Annotated in this window: 24 protein-coding genes; 4 read left to right on the forward strand and 20 right to left on the reverse strand. The window is 71.5% G+C overall.

Going from position 1 to position 20,761, the window contains the following annotated elements; all coding sequences use genetic code 11:
• Positions 1–30: 30 nt before the first annotated feature.
• Complete coding sequence (locus A6P39_RS17120; RefSeq protein WP_067042006.1) at positions 31–921, reverse strand: LLM class flavin-dependent oxidoreductase; 891 nt, start codon at positions 919–921, stop codon at positions 31–33.
• Positions 922–997: 76 nt separating this feature from the next.
• Between A6P39_RS17120 and A6P39_RS17125 the strand changes: the two genes are divergently transcribed.
• Entirely contained in the window at positions 998–1,381 is a 384-nt protein-coding gene (locus A6P39_RS17125; RefSeq protein ID WP_067042004.1) for a DUF192 domain-containing protein, read from the forward strand.
• Positions 1,382–1,399: 18 nt separating this feature from the next.
• On the opposite strand, the gene A6P39_RS17130 is transcribed toward A6P39_RS17125, so the two are convergent.
• The 6 genes from A6P39_RS17130 to A6P39_RS17155 all read right to left on the reverse strand — a co-directional run bounded on the left by A6P39_RS17130 (position 1,400) and on the right by A6P39_RS17155 (position 5,632).
• The gene (locus A6P39_RS17130; protein WP_067042002.1) at positions 1,400–2,011 is read right to left on the reverse strand and encodes an OmpA family protein; all 612 of its coding nucleotides are present in this window, start codon (positions 2,009–2,011) and stop codon (positions 1,400–1,402) included.
• A gap of 7 nt (positions 2,012–2,018) precedes the next feature.
• Positions 2,019–2,600, reverse strand: a complete 582-nt coding sequence (locus A6P39_RS17135; protein WP_067041999.1) for a hypothetical protein — start codon at positions 2,598–2,600, stop codon at positions 2,019–2,021.
• A 34-nt stretch (positions 2,601–2,634) separates the two neighbouring features.
• Positions 2,635–3,240: a pilus assembly protein TadG-related protein gene (locus tag A6P39_RS17140; protein WP_067042038.1), complete on the reverse strand. Its 606-nt coding sequence runs from the start codon at positions 3,238–3,240 to the stop codon at positions 2,635–2,637.
• Complete coding sequence (locus tag A6P39_RS17145; RefSeq protein ID WP_067041996.1) at positions 3,240–3,437, reverse strand: Flp family type IVb pilin; 198 nt, start codon at positions 3,435–3,437, stop codon at positions 3,240–3,242. Before A6P39_RS17145 ends, A6P39_RS17140 begins: the two co-directional genes overlap by 1 nt.
• 134 nt (positions 3,438–3,571) lie before the next feature.
• Positions 3,572–4,312 (reverse strand): response regulator, encoded by a 741-nt coding sequence (locus A6P39_RS17150; RefSeq protein ID WP_067041993.1) that lies wholly within the window; start codon positions 4,310–4,312, stop codon positions 3,572–3,574.
• Positions 4,313–4,324: 12 nt separating this feature from the next.
• Positions 4,325–5,632 carry a sensor histidine kinase gene (locus tag A6P39_RS17155; protein WP_199840727.1) on the reverse strand — a complete coding sequence of 436 codons (1,308 nt, stop codon included), beginning with the start codon at positions 5,630–5,632 and terminating at the stop codon, positions 4,325–4,327.
• Here A6P39_RS17155 and A6P39_RS17160 point away from each other — a divergent pair.
• Complete coding sequence (locus A6P39_RS17160) at positions 5,631–5,837, forward strand: hypothetical protein (protein ID WP_199840726.1); 207 nt, start codon at positions 5,631–5,633, stop codon at positions 5,835–5,837. The genes A6P39_RS17155 and A6P39_RS17160 overlap by 2 nt on opposite strands.
• Here the strand turns inward: A6P39_RS17160 and A6P39_RS17165 are convergent.
• The 8 genes from A6P39_RS17165 to A6P39_RS17200 form a co-directional block, all read right to left on the reverse strand.
• Positions 5,820–6,707 (reverse strand): DUF5936 domain-containing protein, encoded by an 888-nt coding sequence (locus tag A6P39_RS17165; RefSeq protein ID WP_067041988.1) that lies wholly within the window; start codon positions 6,705–6,707, stop codon positions 5,820–5,822. The two genes, A6P39_RS17160 and A6P39_RS17165, sit on opposite strands and share 18 nt — an antisense overlap.
• A gap of 16 nt (positions 6,708–6,723) precedes the next feature.
• Positions 6,724–7,668, reverse strand: a complete 945-nt coding sequence (locus A6P39_RS17170; protein ID WP_067041985.1) for a type II secretion system F family protein — start codon at positions 7,666–7,668, stop codon at positions 6,724–6,726.
• Positions 7,669–7,678: 10 nt separating this feature from the next.
• Positions 7,679–9,016 carry a CpaF family protein gene (locus A6P39_RS17175; RefSeq protein WP_067041981.1) on the reverse strand — a complete coding sequence of 446 codons (1,338 nt, stop codon included), beginning with the start codon at positions 9,014–9,016 and terminating at the stop codon, positions 7,679–7,681.
• A gap of 10 nt (positions 9,017–9,026) precedes the next feature.
• Entirely contained in the window at positions 9,027–9,380 is a 354-nt protein-coding gene (locus A6P39_RS17180) for a TadE/TadG family type IV pilus assembly protein (protein WP_067041979.1), read from the reverse strand.
• Position 9,381: 1 nt separating this feature from the next.
• Positions 9,382–9,759 (reverse strand): TadE/TadG family type IV pilus assembly protein, encoded by a 378-nt coding sequence (locus tag A6P39_RS17185; RefSeq protein WP_067041967.1) that lies wholly within the window; start codon positions 9,757–9,759, stop codon positions 9,382–9,384.
• Positions 9,760–9,766: 7 nt separating this feature from the next.
• Positions 9,767–10,999, reverse strand: a complete 1,233-nt coding sequence (locus tag A6P39_RS17190) for an AAA family ATPase (RefSeq protein WP_067041964.1) — start codon at positions 10,997–10,999, stop codon at positions 9,767–9,769.
• A gap of 12 nt (positions 11,000–11,011) precedes the next feature.
• Complete coding sequence (cpaB, locus tag A6P39_RS17195; protein ID WP_067041961.1) at positions 11,012–11,719, reverse strand: Flp pilus assembly protein CpaB; 708 nt, start codon at positions 11,717–11,719, stop codon at positions 11,012–11,014.
• A gap of 114 nt (positions 11,720–11,833) precedes the next feature.
• Complete coding sequence (locus tag A6P39_RS17200) at positions 11,834–12,661, reverse strand: hypothetical protein (RefSeq protein ID WP_234378791.1); 828 nt, start codon at positions 12,659–12,661, stop codon at positions 11,834–11,836.
• Between the two features lie 377 nt (positions 12,662–13,038).
• Here A6P39_RS17200 and A6P39_RS17205 point away from each other — a divergent pair, with 377 nt between their 5' ends.
• Positions 13,039–14,778 (forward strand): glycoside hydrolase family 18 protein, encoded by a 1,740-nt coding sequence (locus A6P39_RS17205; protein WP_067041957.1) that lies wholly within the window; start codon positions 13,039–13,041, stop codon positions 14,776–14,778.
• A 60-nt stretch (positions 14,779–14,838) separates the two neighbouring features.
• Here the strand turns inward: A6P39_RS17205 and A6P39_RS17210 are convergent, their stop codons facing one another.
• The 5 genes from A6P39_RS17210 to A6P39_RS17230 all read right to left on the reverse strand — a co-directional run bounded on the left by A6P39_RS17210 (position 14,839) and on the right by A6P39_RS17230 (position 19,291).
• Entirely contained in the window at positions 14,839–15,417 is a 579-nt protein-coding gene (locus A6P39_RS17210) for a hypothetical protein (protein ID WP_067041954.1), read from the reverse strand.
• A 73-nt stretch (positions 15,418–15,490) separates the two neighbouring features.
• A complete protein-coding gene (locus A6P39_RS17215; protein ID WP_067041951.1) occupies positions 15,491–16,975 on the reverse strand; it encodes a GntP family permease in 1,485 nt (494 codons plus the stop codon).
• 126 nt (positions 16,976–17,101) lie between these two features.
• Positions 17,102–17,512, reverse strand: coding sequence for a RidA family protein (locus A6P39_RS17220; RefSeq protein ID WP_067041944.1), 411 nt, complete (start codon positions 17,510–17,512; stop codon positions 17,102–17,104).
• A gap of 25 nt (positions 17,513–17,537) precedes the next feature.
• A complete protein-coding gene (locus A6P39_RS17225) occupies positions 17,538–18,311 on the reverse strand; it encodes an IclR family transcriptional regulator (protein ID WP_067041942.1) in 774 nt (257 codons plus the stop codon).
• Positions 18,308–19,291 (reverse strand): sugar kinase, encoded by a 984-nt coding sequence (locus A6P39_RS17230; RefSeq protein ID WP_079133223.1) that lies wholly within the window; start codon positions 19,289–19,291, stop codon positions 18,308–18,310. Before A6P39_RS17230 ends, A6P39_RS17225 begins: the two co-directional genes overlap by 4 nt.
• Positions 19,292–19,487: 196 nt before the next feature.
• On the opposite strand from A6P39_RS17230, the gene A6P39_RS17235 reads away from it, so the two are divergent.
• The gene (locus A6P39_RS17235) at positions 19,488–20,759 is read left to right on the forward strand and encodes an amino acid deaminase (RefSeq protein ID WP_067041936.1); all 1,272 of its coding nucleotides are present in this window, start codon (positions 19,488–19,490) and stop codon (positions 20,757–20,759) included.
• The last annotated feature ends 2 nt before the right edge of the window (positions 20,760–20,761 follow it).

Here is a 20,761-nt window from a genome sequence, read left to right on the forward strand (position 1 = left end):
CCCGTCGGCCGCCGGGGGGCCGGGCATCGGTCAGGGGCTGGGGTCGGGCGGCAGCAGGGGGCGGACCTCGTCGGCGGTGAAGTGCACGAAGCGCTCGGGGTCGCCTTCGTCGGCGGTCGGTTGCAGGACGACCGTGTCGGCACCGGCCCCGGCCAGGCGGCGTACGGCCTCGGCCACGGTGGCCGCGTCACCCGCGACCCCGAGGTCCGGCACCGACTGAAGCCCTTCGGCGACGAGTTCGGCCCGCAGCCGGGCTTCGGCGTCGGCGCCCGTGGCGGTGAGCAGGTAGACGACGACCCGGTGCGGCTCGCCGCCGAGTCCTGCCTCCCGTCGGCACTCCTCGATGAGGCGCCGGGCGTGCCGTACGCCGTCGGGGGAGGTGGCCGCGGTGAGGACCGTGCCGTCGGCCCGGGCGCCGGACAGGCGGAGGGTGCGCGGCCCGGTGGCGCCGGTGAGGACGGGCACGGCCGACTTCGGCGGCCAGTCGAGGGCGACGTCGTCCAGGGTCACGTACCGCCCGCGCACGCTGAGCCGTTCACCGCGCAGCAGCGCGCGCAGGGCGTCGAGGTGCTCGCCGAGGAGGGTCAGGGGGGAGGCGGGGCGGGCGCCGACCTGCCCCATCCAGTCCTGCACGCCGTGCCCGACGACGAGGGTGGCGCGGCCCGGGAACATCCGGTGCAGGGACGCGGCCTCCATCGCGGTGAGCGCCACGTTCCTGAGCGGGACGGGCAGCAGCCCGACCCCGATGCGCACCCGCTCGGTCCAGGCCAGCGCAGCGGCGGCCGTGGCGATGCCGCCCTCCCGGAAACAGTCCTCCCACAACCACAGCTCTTCGAGCCCCGCCGCGTCCGCGGCACGGGCGACGGCCCGCAGACGCTCGGGCGGAAGCTGGGGCCGGAACACGACACCGAGTCCAGTCATGTCGGCCTTCCTAGTGGGGAGGAAGGAGCGGCAACGTGTTTACGAACCAGACGGGTTGAGCGAAGGGGCGGGCCGGGTGAGCGGACGAGGGCGCTGGCGGGACGGGCGGGGCACACTGGTCGTGGGGGCGGGCTCCGGTGAGCCGGTCGTCTCCGTCCCCTTGGAGATCGCGGCCTCCTACCGGGCCCGGACCAAGGGGCTGCTCGGCCGGGACACGGTGGACGGGGCGATGCTGCTGACGCCGGCGAGCGGGGTGCACACGTTCGGGATGCGCATGCCGATCGACGTCGCCTATCTGAACCGCCGGCTGACCGTCGTCGCCGTCCGCACGATGCGGCCCGGCCGCCTGGGCCTGCCCCGGCTGGGCGCCCGGCATGTGCTGGAGGCGAAGGCGGGGGCGATGGCCGGGTGGGGGCTGCGGGCGGGGGTGCGGGTGGCCGTGGAGCAGACGGGAATGTGACGACAGGGCCTGGCCGGGTCACCCCTGGGTGCGGGGGAAGGTGACCTCGACGCGGCGGTTCTTCCTGCGGCCCTCTTCGGTGGAGTTGTCGGCGATCGGGTACTGCTCGCCGTAGCCGCGGACCTCGAAGGTGACGTTCGGGTCGTTCAGGTCCTGGCCCAGGACGGCCTGTACGGCGTTGGCGCGCTGCTTGGACAGGATGATGCCGTGCGCGGAGGAGCCGAGGTTGTCGGTGAAGCCGAAGACACGGATCTGGGTCGCGTTCTGCTTCTTGATCTCGTCGGCGATGGTGCTGATGCGGGCCTTCGCCTCGTCGCTCAGCTTCGCGCTGTCCTTGCCGAACAGCACCTCGGCCTGGAGGGCGAAGGTCACGTCCGCGTTGGTGTCCTCGCGGCGTTCGTCCCCGCTCTGGTCCTCCACGACCGACTTGATGTCCAGCACCTTGGGCGCGGCGAGGGTGGCTCCTTCGGGGAGCTTGAGGTCCGGGTCCGTGGGGTCGATCTTCACGGGGGCGCCGGCGGAAGGCGCGGTGTCGGGGGGCTCGGTGGGGTTGTCGTCGGCGTGGGCCTGGGTGGTGGCGAGCAGGAGCGTGGCGGCGGCGAGGGTGAGCGCGAGGCGGGTGACGGTCACGGCTGCCTCACCCGGAGATCTGGATGGTGGCGGAGGAGAAGGTGGGGAGTTGGAGCGTCATCTCGGTGACGTCCGTGGGCGGTGACGGGAACTGCATGAAGACCGGCAGCGTCTCCCCTCCCCGGAGTGTGCCGAGGCCGGTCGTGGTGAGCGGACGGCCTTCCGTGTCGCGCAGTACGTAGTAGCGCTTCTTGCCCTTGGAGTCGACGAGGGTGGCCCCGCCCAGTGACGGGCCGTTCTTGGTGATCTCGGTTTCGTTGCCGCTGAGAGCGGCCGGGATGAGCAGGTTCTGGGACCCGTCGTTCTTCAGGGTGCCGTTCACCGTGACGAAGCCACCGGAATCGCGTTGCGCCGAGGTGACCTGAAGGAGCAGGCCGTCCTGCCCTTTCAGTTCGGCCAGCGGTTGGTCCGACTGTCCCTCTTGGGGGCTCGGCGCGGAGGTGCCGCCCTTGGAGGCAGACGCGGAACTCTGTGGCTTCTTGTCGTTGCCGGTACTCCCGCCGCAGCCGGCCACACCGACGGCCAGACCGACCGCGAGAGCCCATGCGGCCAACCCCCTGCGGGCCTTCGCAGTGAACCGAATGCTCATCGCTCCGCTTCCTTCGTCAGTCGTCGTTCGCTCGTCAGCCGGCTGAGTCGGCCAGGTGGACGTCGAAGAGGTCTTCGGGCTTCGGGAGCCCTGTGGGATCGTCCGGCTTCGGCTGCCAGACCTTGTTGTCCCTGCAAGTGAGTTGGGGCAGATCGGCGCCTTTGGCACCCACGCCCGGGGGCTTGAACGTGCAGAGGGGTTCGATCTCGGCAACGGCGTGCGCCTTCGACCTGACGTTCTCCGTCCCGGGTACGACGGACCGGCCAACGGACTTGTTCGTCTCCACGTCGGCCCGGTACTTCCTCAACTCCGGGAAGCAGCCGCTCAGCTGGGCGTCATTCTGTGTGGCGAGCTGCTCGGCCCGTCCGCACGGGGCATCCGGGTTGTCGATCCCCGCCTTACCCTCGAGAATGAGCTGCCACTTCGTCGGGTCGAGCAGGACTTTCACCCATGCGCCCGCGAGCTGGTCACGCGCGTTCTGGGCGGCCGCGAGGGCCGCCGCGTCCGCGGCTGTCTGCGCTCCGCTCCGGTTTACCGAGGCCTGACCGACCGCGAGGTAGGCGAGAGCAAGAAAGAGCAGGCCCGCCACCACCGTGATGTAGATGGGGAAGGCCTGCCCCGCGTCGCGGCGTGGAGGAATCAGCCGCCGGTGACCTGGCTGATCTTCGTCCTGATCGCATCGAAGATCGTCTGCCCGATACTCGTACCGGTGATCGCCAACACGATCGCCACGACCACCGCGATGATGCCGAGGTACTCCACCGCGGTCTGCCCACGGTCGCTGCGGGCGGCGCGGGTCTGCAGATACGCGACGGTGGTGTTGAACCATTTGCTCACGGTTTTCCCCTCCAGCTTCGCCTCCGATCCGGGCACCGTACGGCCGCACGCGGCGGTCGCCGAAGGGTCCCTGGGCCCAACTCCAGACCCATTGCGCACCTTTCCCGCCCCGGCCGCTCCCCCTCGCTCCCATCTCAGGCCACCCCCAGCCACTTCGCCGCCGCCTGGGACCTGGTCGTGCTGTGGAGTTTGGCGAAGATGCGGTTGATGTGGTTCTTGACCGTCTTCTCGGAGATGAAGCAGGCGGCGGCGATCTGCTGGTTGGTCATACCGGACGCGATGAGGTCCATGATCTCCGCCTCCCTCGTACTCAGCCGGTACCGGGACCGGGACGACTGTCCCATAGATGGTTGCATATGCGAAAGAGATTGGGGCTCACTTTCCCCGAAAATAGGGGGGAGTTGGCCACTCTCGTGTGCAGATGCATTTGAGTGGAGCGTTTCCAGCAGTGCCTTCGCCGCCCCCGGTGTCACATGCGGGCGACCCTCCCGCACGTCCCGCACGGCCCGCACCAACTGCTCCGTCGTGAACTCGCCGTGGACCAGGTATCCGCCCGCCCCCAGCCGCAGCGCCTCCCGTACGGTCTCCGTCTCGTGGCTGTAGGTCAGCATCATGACCGGGGCCAGCCGTACCAGGTGCGGCAACGCCGAGATTCCGTCGGCTCCCGGCATGCGGACGTCGAGGAGGATGACGTCCGGACGGTGCCGTACCGCCGCCTCGTACGCCTCGCGGCCGTCCGCCGCCTGGGCCACCACCGTGGTGTCCGCGCGCCCGGACAGCAGGGCCGTCAGGCCGGCCCGCACCACCGGGTTGTCGTCGGCCACCAGCAGCCGCAGCGGCGGGGCGGCGGGCCCGTGCGGAGGGAAGTGGGCCATCGGTGCCACCTCTCAGGCTTCCCGGGATGCGGGGTCTGGATCGGGATGTGGAGCGGGGTCCGGACCGTGGTCCGGGCCGGGGTCCGGGTCGGTGGCGGGGCGGCTCGGTGCCGGGAACGGGAGTTCCACGCGCACCTCCGTGCCGTGTTCCCGGCTGCCCCGGCCGATGCGGATGCGGGCGCCCGCCTGGGCCGCCCGCTCGACCATGCCGAGCAGGCCGAAGTGGCCGCACGAGCGGAGCCGGTCCAGCGTGGTGCCGGGCGGCAGGCCCCGGCCGTCGTCGCGGACCGACAGCCGCAGCAGCCCGCCGTGGACCGCCGCGCGCACCTCCACACGGGTCGCGGAGGCGTGCCGGTGGGCGTTCTCCAGAGCCTCCGCCGTGATGGCGAGGAGGGAGCGGGCCTGGCGGGCGGGCAGGGCGGGGGCGTCCGGCGGCGGCAGCGGCGCGCACGTGACCCGTAATGCCGTACGGGTGGTGAAGTCCCGTATCTGGAGCTGCAGTTCGTGCCAGAAGTCCGGGTCGGCCGTCCCGTCCGGTGCCGTCTCCCGGCGCAGGTCCCGCAGCAGTTCCCGGGACTCGGCCGCTGCTCTGCGTGCCGAGCGGGACACCAGGTCCGCCTGGTCCCTGATCCGGGCCGGGTCGGGGGCGTCCGCCGAGGCGGTGGCGGCCAGGCCGTCCGCCGCCAGGGCCACGCCGTACAGGGTCTTGGCCACGGAGTCGTGCATCTCGCGGGCCAGCCGGGCGCGTTCCGCGCTCACCGCCTCCGCCGCCGCGAGGCGCGCCTGGACCGTCGTCAGGGCCTGCGTCGCCGCGCCGAAGCGGAGCATCAGGCCCCGCAGCGTCGAGCCCATGGCACCGGCGATGACACACAGGCCGGGCAGCAGCAGGGCCTCGGCGACCGGTGCGTGCCGGTCGGCCTTCAAGGTGGCGTGGACCAGCAGCAGGATCAGGCCCTGGAGCGAGGCGAAGCAGGCCGCGCCCCGCCAGCTGTAGACCAGGCCCGCGAGGAGCGGGGTGCAGACGCTGACGTAGGCGAGGGTGGTGTCGGGGCCCGCCGAGATCAGCAGGAGGGAGACGACGAGGGTGTCGGCGGCGAGCAGGCTGGGGTGGCGCAGGAGGAGGGGGCCGAAGCGCTCCCAGTCGCGGAAGAGGACGTAGGACACCATGAAGCTGACGACCACCGCCGCGCCGACCAGACGGACGCCCAGCCCGGGGGCGGCGTGGAGCAGGGCCGCGGGGGCCGCCAGGGCGATCATGGCCAGCCGGAAGCCGAAGACCTGTCGGCACATCGCCTGCAACGCGCTGACCTGGATCTTCATGGAGGGCTCGGTTGAGGTGACCGTCGCGGCCGCCGCGACCGTCGTGGCCGTCGTGGCCGATGTCGTGGCCGCCCTCGCACGGCCCGCCGTCCGCACTCGGCGTACGAAACGGCCGGTGACCCCCTTCAGCCACTGGCCGGGAGATCCCCCGCCGCGCCCCGTCACGCCCGCCACCGCCATCCCCGCCTCACTTCCCCGTGAGTGAGCCGAAGTCCACCCCGGAGCCCAGCAGGAGGCCCGCGGCCAGCAGGAGCATCGTCGCCGGGACCATGAACGTGGTGATCATCAGCGTGGCCTTCGGCACCGCGCGGGCGGCCTTGCGGCGGGCGTTCTGGGCGTCGGTGCGGCGCATGTCCTTGGCCAGGGAGACCAGCGTGTCCACGATGGGGGCGCCCAGTTCCTCGCCCTGCTGCAACGCGGTCACGAACATCGCCACCTGCTCGGAGTCGTTGCGCCGGCGCAGTTCCGCGAAGGCCTGCCGGCGGCTCATGCCGAGGTCCATCTGGCGCAGGGTGATGCGCAGTTCGTCGGCCCACGGGCCCTCGTAGTGGGAGGCCACCCGGTCCAGCGCCTGGCGGAACCCGAGCCCGGCGCTGACCACCACCGCGAGGACGTCCAGGAAGTCCGGCAGGGTGCGCTCGATGACGTCCTTGCGGACGCGGATCGCCGACCAGATGCCGACCTCCGTCCAGAACGCGCCGAACAGCAGGAGCAGTACGGCCACGAACCACTGGCCGCGCAGCAGGAACACCAGGCAGCCCACGCCGCCCAGCGCGCCGTAGACCGCCCGGCGGGCCGCGTAGCGGTCTATGGTCAGGCCGCCGGGGTTGCCCGCGAGGTCGATCCTGCGGCGGTACTTGGCGACCAGGCGCGGGCCCATGAGGCGCAGCACGGCGGGGGCGTAGCGCATGCCCATGCGGTCGATGACCGAGCCGACCGCGCCGGTGCGGGTGGCGCCGACCTCCAGGGCCACGGCGAGGTCGCCGGGGAGCCTCGCGTCCGCGCGGTACATGCGGATGCCGGTGAAGGCGCCCCAGACGCCGAGGCCCATCAGCAGGGCGAGCAGGAATGCCATCGGATCGCCGCCTCCCTCAGACGTCGATGCGGCTCAGGCGCCGGATGAGGACGAAGCCGACCGCGTACAGCGCGAAGGCGATGATCACGCAGGCCTGGCCGACCGGTGAGCCGGTCATCCGGGCCAGCGCGCCGTCCTTGACGCCGTTCATGAGGAAGAGCGCGCCGACACCGAGGACGGGGACGGCGTACGACGTCATGGTCACCTGGGAGAGCTGGGTACGGATCTCGCGCCGGGTCTCCTTGCGTTCCTCCAGGGTCTCGGTCAGGTTCCGCAGGGCCGAGACCACCTGGCCGCCCGCCTTGTTCGACAGCACCAGCGTCGTGACCAGGACGACCAGTTCACGCGACGGCAGGCGGGCGGCGAGTTCGCCGAGCGCGTCGTCCAGGGACTGCCCGATCGCCAACTGGTCGGCGACCTTGGCCAGTTCCTGGCCCGCCGGGGCCTCCAGCTCCTCGGCCGCCATGCCGATCGCGGTGCGCAGGGCGAGCCCCGCGTGGGTGGCGTTGGCCAGGATGCGGGCCAGTTCGGGGAGCTGGCCGATGAAGCGTTCGATGCGTTTCTGGCGCTGCCAGTTGAGGAACTGCAGCGCGGCCCAGACCCCGAGGAGCCCGGCGATCGGACCGAAGAAGGGGGCCAGGGTGGCCTGGCCGATCAGCCAGAGCGCGGCGACCATGGCGAGCATGCAGGCGAAGAACTCGCCCGGGGTGACGTCCAGTCCGGTCGCCGCGAGGCGCAGTTCCAGCCAGCGGCCGAAGCGGGTGCGGCGCAGTCGCCGGTCGAGGTCGCGGAAGCGGCGCCGGCGGCCGCCCGCCGGGAGTGGGCCGGTGTGGGTGAGCCGGTCCACGAGGGCGGCGCGCTGGGCCCGTCCCGAGGCGAAGGCGTGCAGTCCGGCCACCGCGAGGACGCAGGCCAGCAGTGTCACGCCGGTGGTGAGCTGGACGAGGGTGCGCAGTTCCATGGTCCTGGTCCTACCTGGCTTCTCGGGTGGTGAGCTGGGCCGCCGTGTGGGCGACGCCGAAGGCCTGTGGGAGGGGCTGGCTCGCCATGTAGAGGCGGTCGGCGGTGCGGCGCGGGAGCGGGAAGTACTGGAAGCTGCCGTGGACGCGGCCCTCGGCGGTCATGGGCTGGGCGTCGAACCGGGCCACGGTCGCGAGCCGGTACGGCTCCCCGCCGTGGCTGTCGAGCAGGGCGATCTCGGTGATGCGGCGGGCGCCGTCGGCGAACCGGGTGAGCTGGACGATGACGTCGACGGCACTGTTGATCTGGTCGTGCAGCGCGACGAAGGGGACCTCCACGTCGGACATCGACGCCAGGGTCTGCAGCCGTGTCAGCGCGTCCTCGGCGCTGTTCGCGTGCACGGTCGCCAGCGATCCGTCGTGGCCGGTGGACATCGCCTGGAGCATGTCGAGGGACTCGCCGCCGCGGACCTCGCCGACCACGATCCGGTCGGGCCGCATGCGCAGCGAGTTGCGGACCAGGTCGCGGATGGTGACCTGGCCCTTGCCCTCGACGTTCGGCGGGCGCGACTCCAGGCGGACCACGTGGGTCTGCTGGAGCTGGAGTTCGGCGGAGTCCTCGATGGTGATGATGCGCTCGTGGCGCGGGATCAGCCCGGACAGGGCGTTCAGGAGGGTCGTCTTCCCGGTGCCGGTGGCGCCCGAGACGATGATGTTGAACTTGGCCTGCACCAGGCCCGCCAGCAGATACACCATCTGCTCGTCCAGCGAGCCGAAGGAGATCAGCTCCTGGAGGGTGAAGGAGCGCGGGAAGCGGCGGATGGTGAGGATCGGGCCGGACAGCGACAGCGGCGGGATGATGACGTTGACGCGCTCGCCGGAGGGCAGGCGGGCGTCCACCATCGGGTTGGACTCGTCCACCCGGCGGTTGACCGTGGACACGATCCGTTCGATGGTCTGCATGAGCTGGTCGGCGGAGACGAACCGCAGGGGCAGCTGCTCGACGCGGCCGCCCCGTTCGACGAAGATCGCGTCGGGGCCGTTCACCATGATCTCGGTGATCGACGCGTCCTCGAGCAGCGGCTCCAGGATGCCGAGGCCGAGTGCCTCGTCCACGACCCGGCGGATCAGCTGTGAGCGCTCGACCGTCGACAGCACCGGGCCCTCACGGCTGATGATGTGCCCGAGCACCCGCTCGAGACGCGCCCGGCGCTCGGCCGCCGCGAGCGAACCCATCTCGGCGAGGTCGATCTCCTCGAGCAGTTTGGCCCGGTAGGAGGCGACCAGATGCCCGTCCTCGCCCCGGCTGCCGTGCTCCTCGGGAGTGCTGATGCGTGCCCGCAGACTCATGGGTCCTCGCTTAGTGGTCGAGCGGCATGGTGGCGGACTTGGTGGCGTAGCCGAAGTCCCAGACGATCTTCGGGATCTTCACCTTGGCGGTGACGGTCACGGAGTCACCCGCGCCGCCGGACGAGCAGGACACCGAGATCCCGCCGCTCACGGCGTCCGCGCAGGCCTGCGTGTACGACTGCCGCAGGGACGCGGCCCGCGCCCCCGCCCGGGCCGCCGTACCGGCCTGCTCGGCGGCGTAGGCGACCGCGCCGATCTGGATGCCGGCCAGTCCGACGATCAGCAGGACGGGGATGAACCCCAGGTACTCGATGGCCACTTGGCCCTTGTCTCCACTGTCTCCACGTCCGCGCCGGTACGGCATCTCAGCGCTTCACCTCCTCGACGGCACCGGCGTGGCCGGTCACCGTGGCCGGGAAGTCGATCAGGCCCGGGAAGAGGACAGGGACGTGCAGCTTGACGTCGGCCGTCACATAGCCGCTCCCGCCACAGGACACTTCGGCACTCCCCCTCCACGCCGCCGACAGGTCCTTGAGCCCTGCCGCCGAGCAGGCCGCCTGCCGCGCGCCCGGCGCCACCGCCGTACCCGCCCGAACCGCTTCGTCGGCAGCATTCCCGGCGAGCGTGAAGGTGTACCCCACGAGCACGGCCTGCCACACCAGCACCAAGGTCAGGACGATCAGCGGAGTCATCCCGAGGAACTCGATGCTTACCTGTCCCCGGTCCCCGTCCGGCCTTCTCATGGAGCGCTCACTCCTTCCGTCGCCGGAATCCGACCGAGCCGCGCCCGCCCCCGCGATGGGTGCCCTCGGCCGCCTTCGCCAGCCCCAGCTCCCCGGCGAGCGCCCACAGCGCCTGTTTCACCGTGCTCCTGCTGTCGAGTTCATGCACGCGGCCGGCGTCGACGACCGCCTGAAGCTCCTTGAAGTTGGCGGGAACGGCGGTGCGCGCCAGCGCCGTTCCCGTGATGCGCTGCACCAGCGCCGGCTGGATCTCGGCGCCGCGGCTGTGCCGGTTGACGACGACGGTCGTCTCCTCGGCCTTGCGGATCTGCAGTCGGTCCCACATCCGCACCGTCCGCTTGGCCCCGCGCACCGCGATGACGTCCGGGGTGGTGACGAGCAGCGCGGTGTCGGCCATCTCCACCGCGGCGGCGCCCGCACCGCTCAGCTGGGCGCCGCAGTCCACCACGACCACCTCGTAGCGCGAGCGCAGGGCGCTGACGATCTGCCGGGCCGCGCGGTCGGTGACCTCCTCGCCGCGCTCGCCCTCGGCGGGGGCGAGCAGCAGGACCAGGCCGGAGTCGTGGCGGAAGACGGCGTCGGCGAGGACACGCGGGGAGATGTCGGTGATGGTGGCGAGGTCGACGACGGACCGGCGGAACTGGATGTCCAGGTAGGAGGCCACGTCGCCGCTCTGGAGGTCCAGGTCGACCAGGGCGGTGGGGCGGCCGGAGGCCTGCGCGGCGAGGGCGAGCTGAACGGCCGTGAGCGTGGCACCCACTCCGCCCTTGGCGCCGCTGACCGTGACGACGGTACCGCCGACGCCGCCGAACACGTCGGCCCCGTGGCCGAGATGGCGGCGTACGCCCGTGGACCACTGGGCGACGGCCTGGACGCGGCTGGCGAGTTCCTCGTACGACAGCGGGAGCGCGACCAGGCCGCGGGCGCCGGAGTCCATGGCGGCGGCGAACAGGCCGGGGCTCGCGTCGGTGGTGACGAGGATGACGCCTACGGCGGGGAAGCGGAGCGCGACCTCGCGGACCAGCTCCAGGGCCGGTACGGGCCCGATCCGCTCATGGACGACGACGACTTCCGGCAGCTCGTCCACGGAGTCGGCGGCGAGCCGGGCGAGGCTGTCGACGAGCTGGGTGGAGTCGGCCACCGGCGGCTGTGGTTCGGCGTCGGGGAGCTGGCTGAGGAGGGTGACGAGGGAGCGGACGGCGTCGGGGTCCGCGCCGGCCGGCAGGATCCTGGTGGGCATGCGGGCCGCCTCTCACTTGTCCGTCGCGAGTTCGTAGGTGCGTTCCTTGTCGGGGACGCTGGTCTCGCCGCCGGGGGCCACCAGCGCGAGCCGGACGCGCTGGGCGAAGGACTCGGCGTAGGTGATGCGCTGGGCGTCGAGGGTGGACAGCGCGAAGGTGATGGGGACTGCCTCGCTGGGCTGCTGCTGGTTCTTGCTGCTGTCGGGGTCGAGGGCGGTGATCCGGCCGACGTCGAGGACGCGGGCGTTGGTCACGATGATCTTCGACTGGTCGGGTTCGCCGTTGTTCTTCCCGGCGAAGGTGGCGTAGACATTGACGCGGGACCCCGGAGTGATCTTCCCTGCCACCCCCGTCGCCGCGTCGATCATGATGGCGACCTCCTGCTCCCCGGGCTGCAGGGCGGGCTGGTCCACGATCATGTCCGTCTGCAGCAGGGAGCCGGCGCGCAGGGTGGTGACGGCGATCTTGCCCTGGATCTGGCGCAGATCGGTCACGGCGTTGCCGGACAGCCACCGCTTGGGCATCTCGATCTTCTCGAACTGGTCGGTGTCCAGCGCGGTGTACGGCTTCACGTCGGACCTGACCCGGTAGGCGGTGACCTCGGGCCCGACCTTGGAATCGGCGTCGTGGACGACGGAGAGCACGCCGGCGAACGCGCCGAGGGCGCACAGGACCGACAGGATCAGCAGTATCACGCCGCGGCGCTGACGGGAGTTCATGAACCGTGCAACCTCATTGGGGGAATCGGTCGAGCGGGCTGTGGACGTACGGGGTGTACGGGCCGTGCGGGCTGTGCAGGTCGTACAGGGGGGTACGGGTCGTGCGGGGTCTGGTCAGGCGGGCGTGCCCCGTTCCAGGGCGCGGGGCGCGGAGGGTTCGTGGACGGGCGGGGTCGCGGAGCAGAAGACGCAGCGGTCACCGATGACGTCCAGGCCGCACCAGTGACAGCTGGTCTGCCGTACGGAGGTGACCAGTTGGTAGAGGACCGACAGATCGGCGAGGTAGGCGCAGAACTCGACGACGCGGCCGGTGCCCCACCACACCGCGGACTCGGCGGGCAGCGGGACCTCGCGCAGCCCGTGCACACTCCACTGCCCGCCCAGGCCGCCGAGCCAGTCGCTCTGCAACTGCCCCTTGGCGACGAGCATCCAGGTGTTGAACTCGGGTCCCTTGAGGGCGGCGCCGGGGACGATCTTGACGAGCTGCGGCTCCGGGTGGGCGAGCACGGCGAACTGACTGCCCGGCACCCACGATCTGGCATGCGCCTTGAGCCCGACCGGCACCCGGTCCAGCCGCGCGACCGAGCCCAGCACCGCCCCGGCGTGCAGGTAGTGGGTGAGCAGGCGCCCGGCCGAGGCGAGCACCCCCGGGCTCAGATCGCAGGAGGCGAGCTGCCGCAGCTGCCGGGCGAGCACGGCGATGCCCAGGGGCGGCAGCTCGGGCCGGAAGAAGGCGATGCGGTCGCTCTCGAGCAGCGCGCGCAGGGTGTGCAGCCGCCGCACGACGGGCTCCGGTGTGGCGCCCGAGCAGACCACGACCAGATAGCCGTACTGCTCGACCAGGGTGTGGAGTTCGGTCAGCGCCTGCTCCAGGGGCTTCAGCTCGAGGCCGCTCAGCACGACGGCCGGCATGGTCCGTTCGTCCTGCGCCGGCAGCGCCATGTCGGCACTGGTCACGGCAATGGCAGTTGGCACGCGCAGCTCCCCGCTCTTCACACCCGCCGGCCGTGCGGGGTAACTCCCGTACGCCGGGACGACTTCACTGCGTGACTACCTGAGCACTGTATCCACGGCCGTATGACCGGAGAACAGCGTTTGTGAAGCTCGCGTGGAACTCCCTGGGCACAGGTTCCGTGCAAGTCCCGCCAAATCAGGACAGGTTGAGCGACCACACGAAGAGAACTTTGGTCTGGACCTCTTGACACCCGAATTGGTCTGGACCAACTTGTACGCACGACGATGGCCACCGCCCCTCTCCCCTCTTCTCCCCTCTTCTCCCCTCTTCCCCCCCTCTTCTCTCCCCTTCCCCGGAGGCCCCAGTGGACCGCGCACCAGACACAGGCATACCCAGACCGCGATCCGGCAGACGGCGCGCCACCCTGTGGTCGGCCGCCACGGCTCTGGCCCTCTCGGTCGCGGGCCTCACGGCGGCCGCCGCCCCCGCCTCCGCGGCGGACGTGAACAACGTCCAGAACGCGGGCTTCGAGTCGGGCCTGACCGGCTGGACGTGCACGGCCGGCAGCGGCGCGACCGTCTCCTCCCCGGTGCACGGCGGCACCGCGGCCCTGAAGGCGACCCCGGCCGGCCAGGACGACGCCCAGTGCACCCAGTCGGTCGCGGTCCAGCCGAACTCGACGTACACGCTCAGCGCGTGGGTGCAGGGCGGCTACTCGTACCTGGGCGTGACGGGCACGGGCACGACGGACGTCTCGACATGGACCCCCGACACGACGGCCTGGAAGCAACTGTCGACGACCTTCACCACGGGCGCGTCAACGACGTCGGTCACGGTGTACACGCACGGGTGGTACGGCCAGGCGGCCTACTACGCCGACGACGTCTCGGTCTACGGCCCCGACGGCGGCTCGGGCGGCGGCCCGACACCGACGGTCCCGGCGGCCCCGACGGGCCTCGCGGTCTCGGGTACGACCTCCTCCTCGGCCTCCCTGTCCTGGTCCCCGGTGTCGGGCGCCACGGGCTACAGCGTCTACCAGGACGGCACGAAGGCCACGGCGGTGACCGGAACGTCGGCGACGCTGACGGGCCTGTCGGCGTCCACGTCGTACACCTTCCAGGTGACGGCGACGAACGCGGCGGGCGAGTCGGCGAAGTCGGCGGCGGTGACGGCGACGACGGCGGCCACGGGCACGGGCGGTGGCGGTGGCGGTGGTGCACTGCCCAGGCACGCGGTGACGGGCTACTGGCAGAACTTCAACAACGGCGCCACGGTCCAGAAGCTGTCCAACGTCCCGTCGTCGTACGACATCATCGCGGTGGCCTTCGCGGACGCGGCGTCGACGCCGGGCGCGGTGACCTTCAACCTGGACTCCTCCGGCCTCGGCGGCTACACGGTCGACCAGTTCAAGGCGGACATCAAGGCGAAGCAGGCGGCCGGCAAGAAGGTCGTCATCTCGATCGGCGGCCAGAACGGCACGGTGTCCATCAGCGACTCCGCCTCGGCGACGAACTTCGCGAACTCGGTGTACTCCCTGATGCAGACGTACGGCTTCGACGGCGTGGACATCGACCTGGAGAACGGCCTCAACGCGACGTACATGACACAGGCGCTGCGCGCACTGTCGGCGAAGGCGGGCTCGTCCCTGATCATCACGATGGCCCCGCAGACGATCGACATGCAGTCGACGTCGAACTCGTACTTCCAGACGGCCCTGAACGTGAAGGACATCCTCACGGTCGTCAACATGCAGTACTACAACAGCGGTTCCATGCTGGGCTGCGACGGCAAGGTCTACAGCCAGGGCTCGGTCGACTTCCTCACGGCCCTGGCCTGCATCCAGCTCCAGGGCGGCCTCTCCCCGTCCCAGGTGGGCCTCGGCCTCCCGGCCTCGACGAGCGCGGCGGGCAGCGGGTACGTCTCGCCGACGGTGGTGAACAACGCCCTGGACTGTCTGACGGCGGGCACGAACTGCGGCTCGTTCAAGCCTTCCAAGACCTACCCCGACCTGCGGGGCGCGATGACCTGGTCGACCAACTGGGACGCGTCGGCGGGGAACGCGTGGTCCAACTCGGTGGGCGCGCATGTGCACGCGCTGCCGTGAGGTGAGACACGGCTGACGACCTGGCGAGCGCGCCCGGCCCCGAGGGGTCCGGGCGCGCTGTCAGTCGCCCTGCTCGGCCTTCTCGCCTTCCTCGAAGTACGCGTCCAGCACCGCGTCGATCTGCTCGTCCCACTCCTTGAAGAGGGACTTCGCCGTCGCCTCGATCTCGATCGGGTACCAGCGGCGGTCGGGCGTGTGGACCGTGATCGTGTAGCGCTTGCCGAAGCGGGGGGACTCCGTCTCCACCGCCGCGATCTCGTCCCAGCGGAACTCGCAGGACTCCTCGTCCAGCCTGAGCCTGACGCCCTTGCGGTCGGCCACTATCCTCGCGCGGCGGTCGGACGCCTCGAAGACCGGGCCGCCGTCGTCATCCGCGGCCTCGTCCGCCTCCTCGGCCTCCTCGGGCTCCCCGGCCGTCGCCGCCGGCTCCTCCGGGCCCGCCGACGCCTCGGTCTCCACCGCCTTCCCCGGCTCCTCCGGCTCCACCGGTTCCTGCTCGGGGGAAGCCGACGCGTCGGACTTCGCCGGGGCCGTGAGGCCGGGGATGAAGGCCGGGTCGAAGCCGGCGCCCGTGACGGGCTCCGTCTTCAACGGCTCGGCCTTCGACGGCTTGCTGCTCGCTCCTGTGCGCTGCTCCACGGCGGAAGTATGGACGACTTTCCTGTGCCGGAACCAGTCAGACCGCTCATCCCACGGTCAACATCCGTCACCTTCACACGAACACGCTCACCGCCGCCGCCATCGCGAACCCGGCCACCGACAGCACCGACTCCAGGACCGTCCAGGTCCTGAGCGTGTCGCGTTCGCTGATGCCGAAGTACTTGGCCACCATCCAGAAGCCGCCGTCGTTGACGTGCGAGGCGAAGATGGAGCCCGCCGAGATGGCCATGATGACCAGCGCCGTGAAGGCCTGGGAGTGGTGGTCCTGCGCCAGCAGCGGCGCCACGATGCCCGCCGTCGTCACGATCGCCACCGTCGCCGAGCCCTGCGCCACCCTGAGGACCAGTGAGATCAGGTACGACAGGACGATCACCGGCAGGCCCACGCCGTGGAACGTGTCCGACAGGGCCTGGGCCACCCCGCTCGCCTTCAGCACGGCGCCGAAGATTCCGCCGGCGCCGACCACCAGCAGGATGTTGCCGACCGGCTTCAGCGATGAAGTGGAGACCGATTCGAGGGACTTGCGGGACCAGCCCCGGCGGATGCCCAGCAGCCAGTACGCCAGGAACAGGGCCAGTGTCAGTGCCACGAAGGGACTGCCGAAGAACTGCAGGACCGAGCGGGTGGGGGACGGGTCCAGGGCGATCGAGGAGAACGTCGCGGCGAGGATCAGGACCAGGGGCGTACCGATGATGCCCAGGACCGTGGCGAGCGGTACCGGACTCTCCTGCGGTGCCACACCCTGCGCGCGCTGTTCGGCCACGACCGCCCGCTTCGCCTCCTCGGCCGCCTCGACCATGTCCTGCGGTACGGCGACGAAGATCCGCCGGCCGATCCAGGCGGAGTAGGCCCATGCGGCCAGGACGGCGGGGAGGCCGCAGACGATGCCCATGAGGATGACCCAGCCGAGCTGGACGTGCAGCAGACCCGCCGCGGCGACCGGGCCGGGGTGCGGGGGCAGGAAGGCGTGCGTCATCGACAGGCCCGCCAGCAGGGGGAGGCAGTAGAGGAGGATCGACTTGCCGCCCCGCTTCGCCGCCGCGTAGACGAGCGGGGCCAGGACGAAGATGCCCACGTCGAAGAAGACCGGTATGCCGAAGATCAGGCCCGTCAGACCCATGGCGAGCGGCGCGCGCTTCTCGCCGAACAGGGTCAGCAGGCGGGAGGCGAGTACCTCCGCCCCGCCGCTGACCTCCAGGATCGCGCCCAGCATCGTGCCGAGGCCGATGATGATCGAGACATGGCCGAGGATGCCGCCCATGCCGGACTCGATGGTGGAGACGGCGCCGGAGTTCTGGACGGTGCCGAAGAGTTCGGTGACCGAGAGGCCCGCCAGCAGGCCCACGGCGATGGAGACGGCCAGGAGGGCCACGAAGGGCTGCAGCCTGACCTTGATGATCAGGAACAGGAGGAGGGCTATGCCGATCCCGGCGATCGTGAGGAGTCCGGGGGTGCCGTCCAGGAGGAGGAGCAGGCCTCCGGTGTGGGGTGGTGGCGGTGGCGCGGTGGGGGCGGCCGCGGCGGCGTAGAAGGACATACGGGGGTCCTCTTCTTGAATGCATCGTGCTTTCGGGCAGGGGGGATCGCGGCACGGCGGCCAGGGGAGGGTGCGGGGCCGGCGTGCCGTGAACGGCGTGCGTGCGGGGGGTGGGGTGAGGGGACGTCAGCTCAGGACGGCGAGCGCGTCGATCTCGATGAGGAGGCCGGCCGGGAGACCGACGTAGACCGTGGTCCGGGCGGCGGGCGGCTGGGTGAGGCCCTGCTCCTCGAAGTAGGCGTTGTAGATCTCGTTCATCTCGGCGAAGTGGTCCACGTCCGTCAGGTAGACACGGATCATCATCGCGTCGTCCCAGCTCGCGCCGCCCTCCTCGAGGATCGCCTTGACGTTGGCCAGGGTCTGGAGGGTCTGCTCGCGCAGGGTCGGGCCGGCGGGCGTGGGAGGCTTGCCCTCCTCGGCGGGCAGGAAGCCGACCTGGCCGGCGACCTGGAGGATGTTGCCCTTCCTGACGCCGTGCGAGAACTTCGCGGGCGGGGTGGTGTGGGTCTTCGGGGTGAGGGCGGTCTTGTCGGTCATGCGGCTTCCTTGTCGGTCTTCCCGGTCATGCGGAGTCCTTCGCGGGGTCCGTCACGGGCGTTCTTCCGGAGTACTCGCCGCTGATCGCGTCCGCGGTACGGCGGACCTGCGGGAGCAGGGTGAGGAGTTCCTCGGCGGTGACGACCACGTTCGGCGCGGACACCGACATCGCGGCGACCACCCGGCCGTCGGCGCCGCGGATGGGGGCGGCGACGCAGTTGATGGACTCCTCGTGGCCACCGAGGTCGGTGGCCCAGCCCTGTTCGCGCACCTGCTCCAACTCCCTGAGGAACGCGGGGGCGTTGGGGGTCGAACGGGGCGTGTACAGGGGGTAGTCGAGCTTGTCCGCGAGGGCGCGGCGCTCGGGTTCGGGGAGATCGGCGAGGAGGAGTTTGGCCACGGCCGCCACGGTGATGGCGACGGGCTTGCCGATCCTCGAGTACATGCGGACCGGGTAGCGGCTCTCCACCTTGTCGATGTAGAGGACCTCGTTCTCCTCGTGGACGGCGAGGTGCACGGTGTGGCCGCAGGCCTCGTTGAGCCGTACGAGGTGGGGGTGGGCGATCTCGCGGATGTCGAGGTTCTCCATCGCCTCCTGGGCGAGGGCGAAGAGGCGGGCGCCGAGGCGGTAGCGCTGGTCGGACTGGCGGTAGACCAGGCCGTGCTCGTGCAGGGTGCGCAGGAGCCGCAGCGCCGTGGATTTGTGCACGCCCAGGCGGTCGGCGACCTGCCCGAGGTCGGCGGGGCCCTCGGCGAGCAGCGGCAGGATGCTCAGGGCGCGGTCGACGGTCTGACTCATGGGGTGTTCGCCTCCTCCTCGGCCGCTGCGGCTTGCGTCCAGCCGGGGCCGAGTCGAAGTCTCCCCCATGCGCTGTCGTCGAGAGCGGTCAGGCGGTCGGCGTGGTCCCGGGCGGGGGGTGCGGTCAGGTCGCCGGAGGCGGTGAGGGCCGCCGCGGCGAAGAGATGGCCGTGGCGCAGGCGGGACTTCAGGGGCAGGCCGCGCAGGGTGCCGGAGAGGAAGCCCGCGGCGAAGGCGTCTCCGGCGCCGGTGGCGGCCACGACGGCCACGTGCAGGGCCGGTTGGAAGGCGGGCGGCCGGCGGCCCTCGAACGCCGTGGCGCCCCGCGCCCCCTGCTTCACCACCAGCACCCCCGGCTCCGGCAGCGCCTCGCGGACGGCCTCCGGCCCCCCGGTGACGCCCCAGGCCTCCGCCGCCTCGTCCTCGCCCACGAAGACCACGTCCGCCCGCCGGGCGAGGTCCAGCAGCACCAGCGGGCCCCCGGCCGTGCGCCACAGCCCCGGCCGGTGGTTGACGTCGAAGGACAGCAGCGGCCGGCCCGGACGGGGCTCCGTCAGCTCGTCCAGCAACGCACGGCAGTCGTCGGACAGCGCCGCCGTGATCCCTGACAGATGCAGTACCCGCCCCGCCCGTACCGCCGCGAGGTCCACGTTCGCCGCGCTCATCGCCGACGCCGCCGAGCCCGCCCGGTAGTACGCCACCTCGTGCGCGCCCGTGCCCCGGTCGCCGGCCGTGCGGAAGTAGACGCCGGTGGGGCGGGCAGGATCCCGGGGTACGGACGTGACGTCGACGCCGTACGCGGCGATCCGCTCGACCAGGTGGTCGCCGAAGCCGTCCGCGCCGACCCGGCCGACCCAGCGGGCGGTGTGGCCGGCGGCGGCCAGGACGCAGGCCACGTTGGACTCGGCCCCGCCGATCGCGCGGTCGAAGGAGGGCACGTCCGCGAGGCGGCCCGGCCGGCTGGGCAGGAAGGTGACCATGGACTCGCCCAGCGCCACCACGTCCACGGCATTCACGGCCGAACCCTTCACGGCGTAAGCAGCGTCCTTGATGATGACTCCTGTTCGATGCCCGGGCAGCGGCTCCGTTGACCCGGTGTCGGCGAGATGCTAGACACCATTCAGCAATACATGCAATGGCCGTTGCAGAGATTGCAACGGCCAGGAGAGGGGCTCCATGCGCACCGAAGCGCTCGCCCGGCTGGCCGAGGAACGTGTCGACCACCGCTTCAAGGGCCTCCCGCCCGACGCCGACGGCCTCACCGTCGGCGAGCTGGCCGCCCAGCGCCGCAACCTCTTCCGCGCGTCCGACGGCTTCGCCTCGCCCGTCCTCGCGCTGTCCGCCGAACGCCTGGAGCACAATCTGGCGCTGATGGAGACGTACGCCGCCCGGCACGGACTCGCCTTCGCCCCGCACGGCAAGACCTCCATGGCCCCGCAGCTCTTCCACCGCCAGCTCGAGCACGGCGCCTGGGGCATCACCCTGGCGGTGCCCCACCAGGTGCGGGTCGCCCGGGCGTTCGGCGTCCAGCGGGTCTTCCTCGCCAACGAGCTGGTGGACGCCTCGGCCCTGCGGTGGATCGCGGGCGAGCTGGCCGCCGACCCCGGCTTCCGGTTCGTCTGCTACGTCGACTCCGTGCGTGGCGTGGAGCTGATGGACGCGGCCCTCGGCACGGTGAGCCGCCCGCTGGACGTCGTCGTGGAGCTGGGCGCGGGCGAAGGGGCCCGTACCGGTGTGCGCACGCGGGCCGACGCCCTGGCCGTCGCCGACGCGGTGGCCGCAGCACGGACGCTGCGGCTCGTGGGTGTCGCCGGGTACGAGGGCGAGGTGCCGCGGGCCGATCCGGAGCGGGTGCGGTCGTATCTGCGGCGGCTGGTGGCGCTCGCCGTCGAGTTCGACAAGGGCGGCCGGTTCGCCGGCGCGCAGGAGATCGTGGTGAGCGCGGGCGGCAGCGCCTGGTTCGACGCGGTGGCCGAAGTCTTCGAGGAGATCCCCGGGCTGTCCGCGCCCGTGCTGAAACTGCTGCGCTCGGGCGCGTACGTCTCGCACGACGACGGGCACTACCGCAGGATCACCCCGTTCGCCCGCGTCCCCGAGGAGGGCGCCCTGGAGCCCGCCTTCCGGCTGTGGGCGCAGGTCGTCTCCCGGCCCACCCCCGAGCAGGCCTTCGCCAACGCGGGCAAGCGCGACGCGGCCTACGACCTGGACCTGCCCGCCGCCCAGGTGGTACGCCGGGGCGGTGTCGAGCGCCCGGCCGACGGGATCACCGTCACCGGGCTGTCCGACCAGCACGCCTGGCTGCGCACGGAGGCGGGCGCGGACGTGGAGGTCGGCGACTGGATCGGCCTCGGGCTGTCCCATCCGTGCACCTCCTTCGACAAGTGGCAGCTGATCCCGGTGGCCGAGGCCGACGGGACGGTCGTCGACTACATCCGTACGTTCTTCTAGAC

It is taken from the genome of Streptomyces sp. FXJ1.172 (genome assembly GCF_001636945.3).
Lineage (GTDB): Bacteria > Actinomycetota > Actinomycetes > Streptomycetales > Streptomycetaceae > Streptomyces.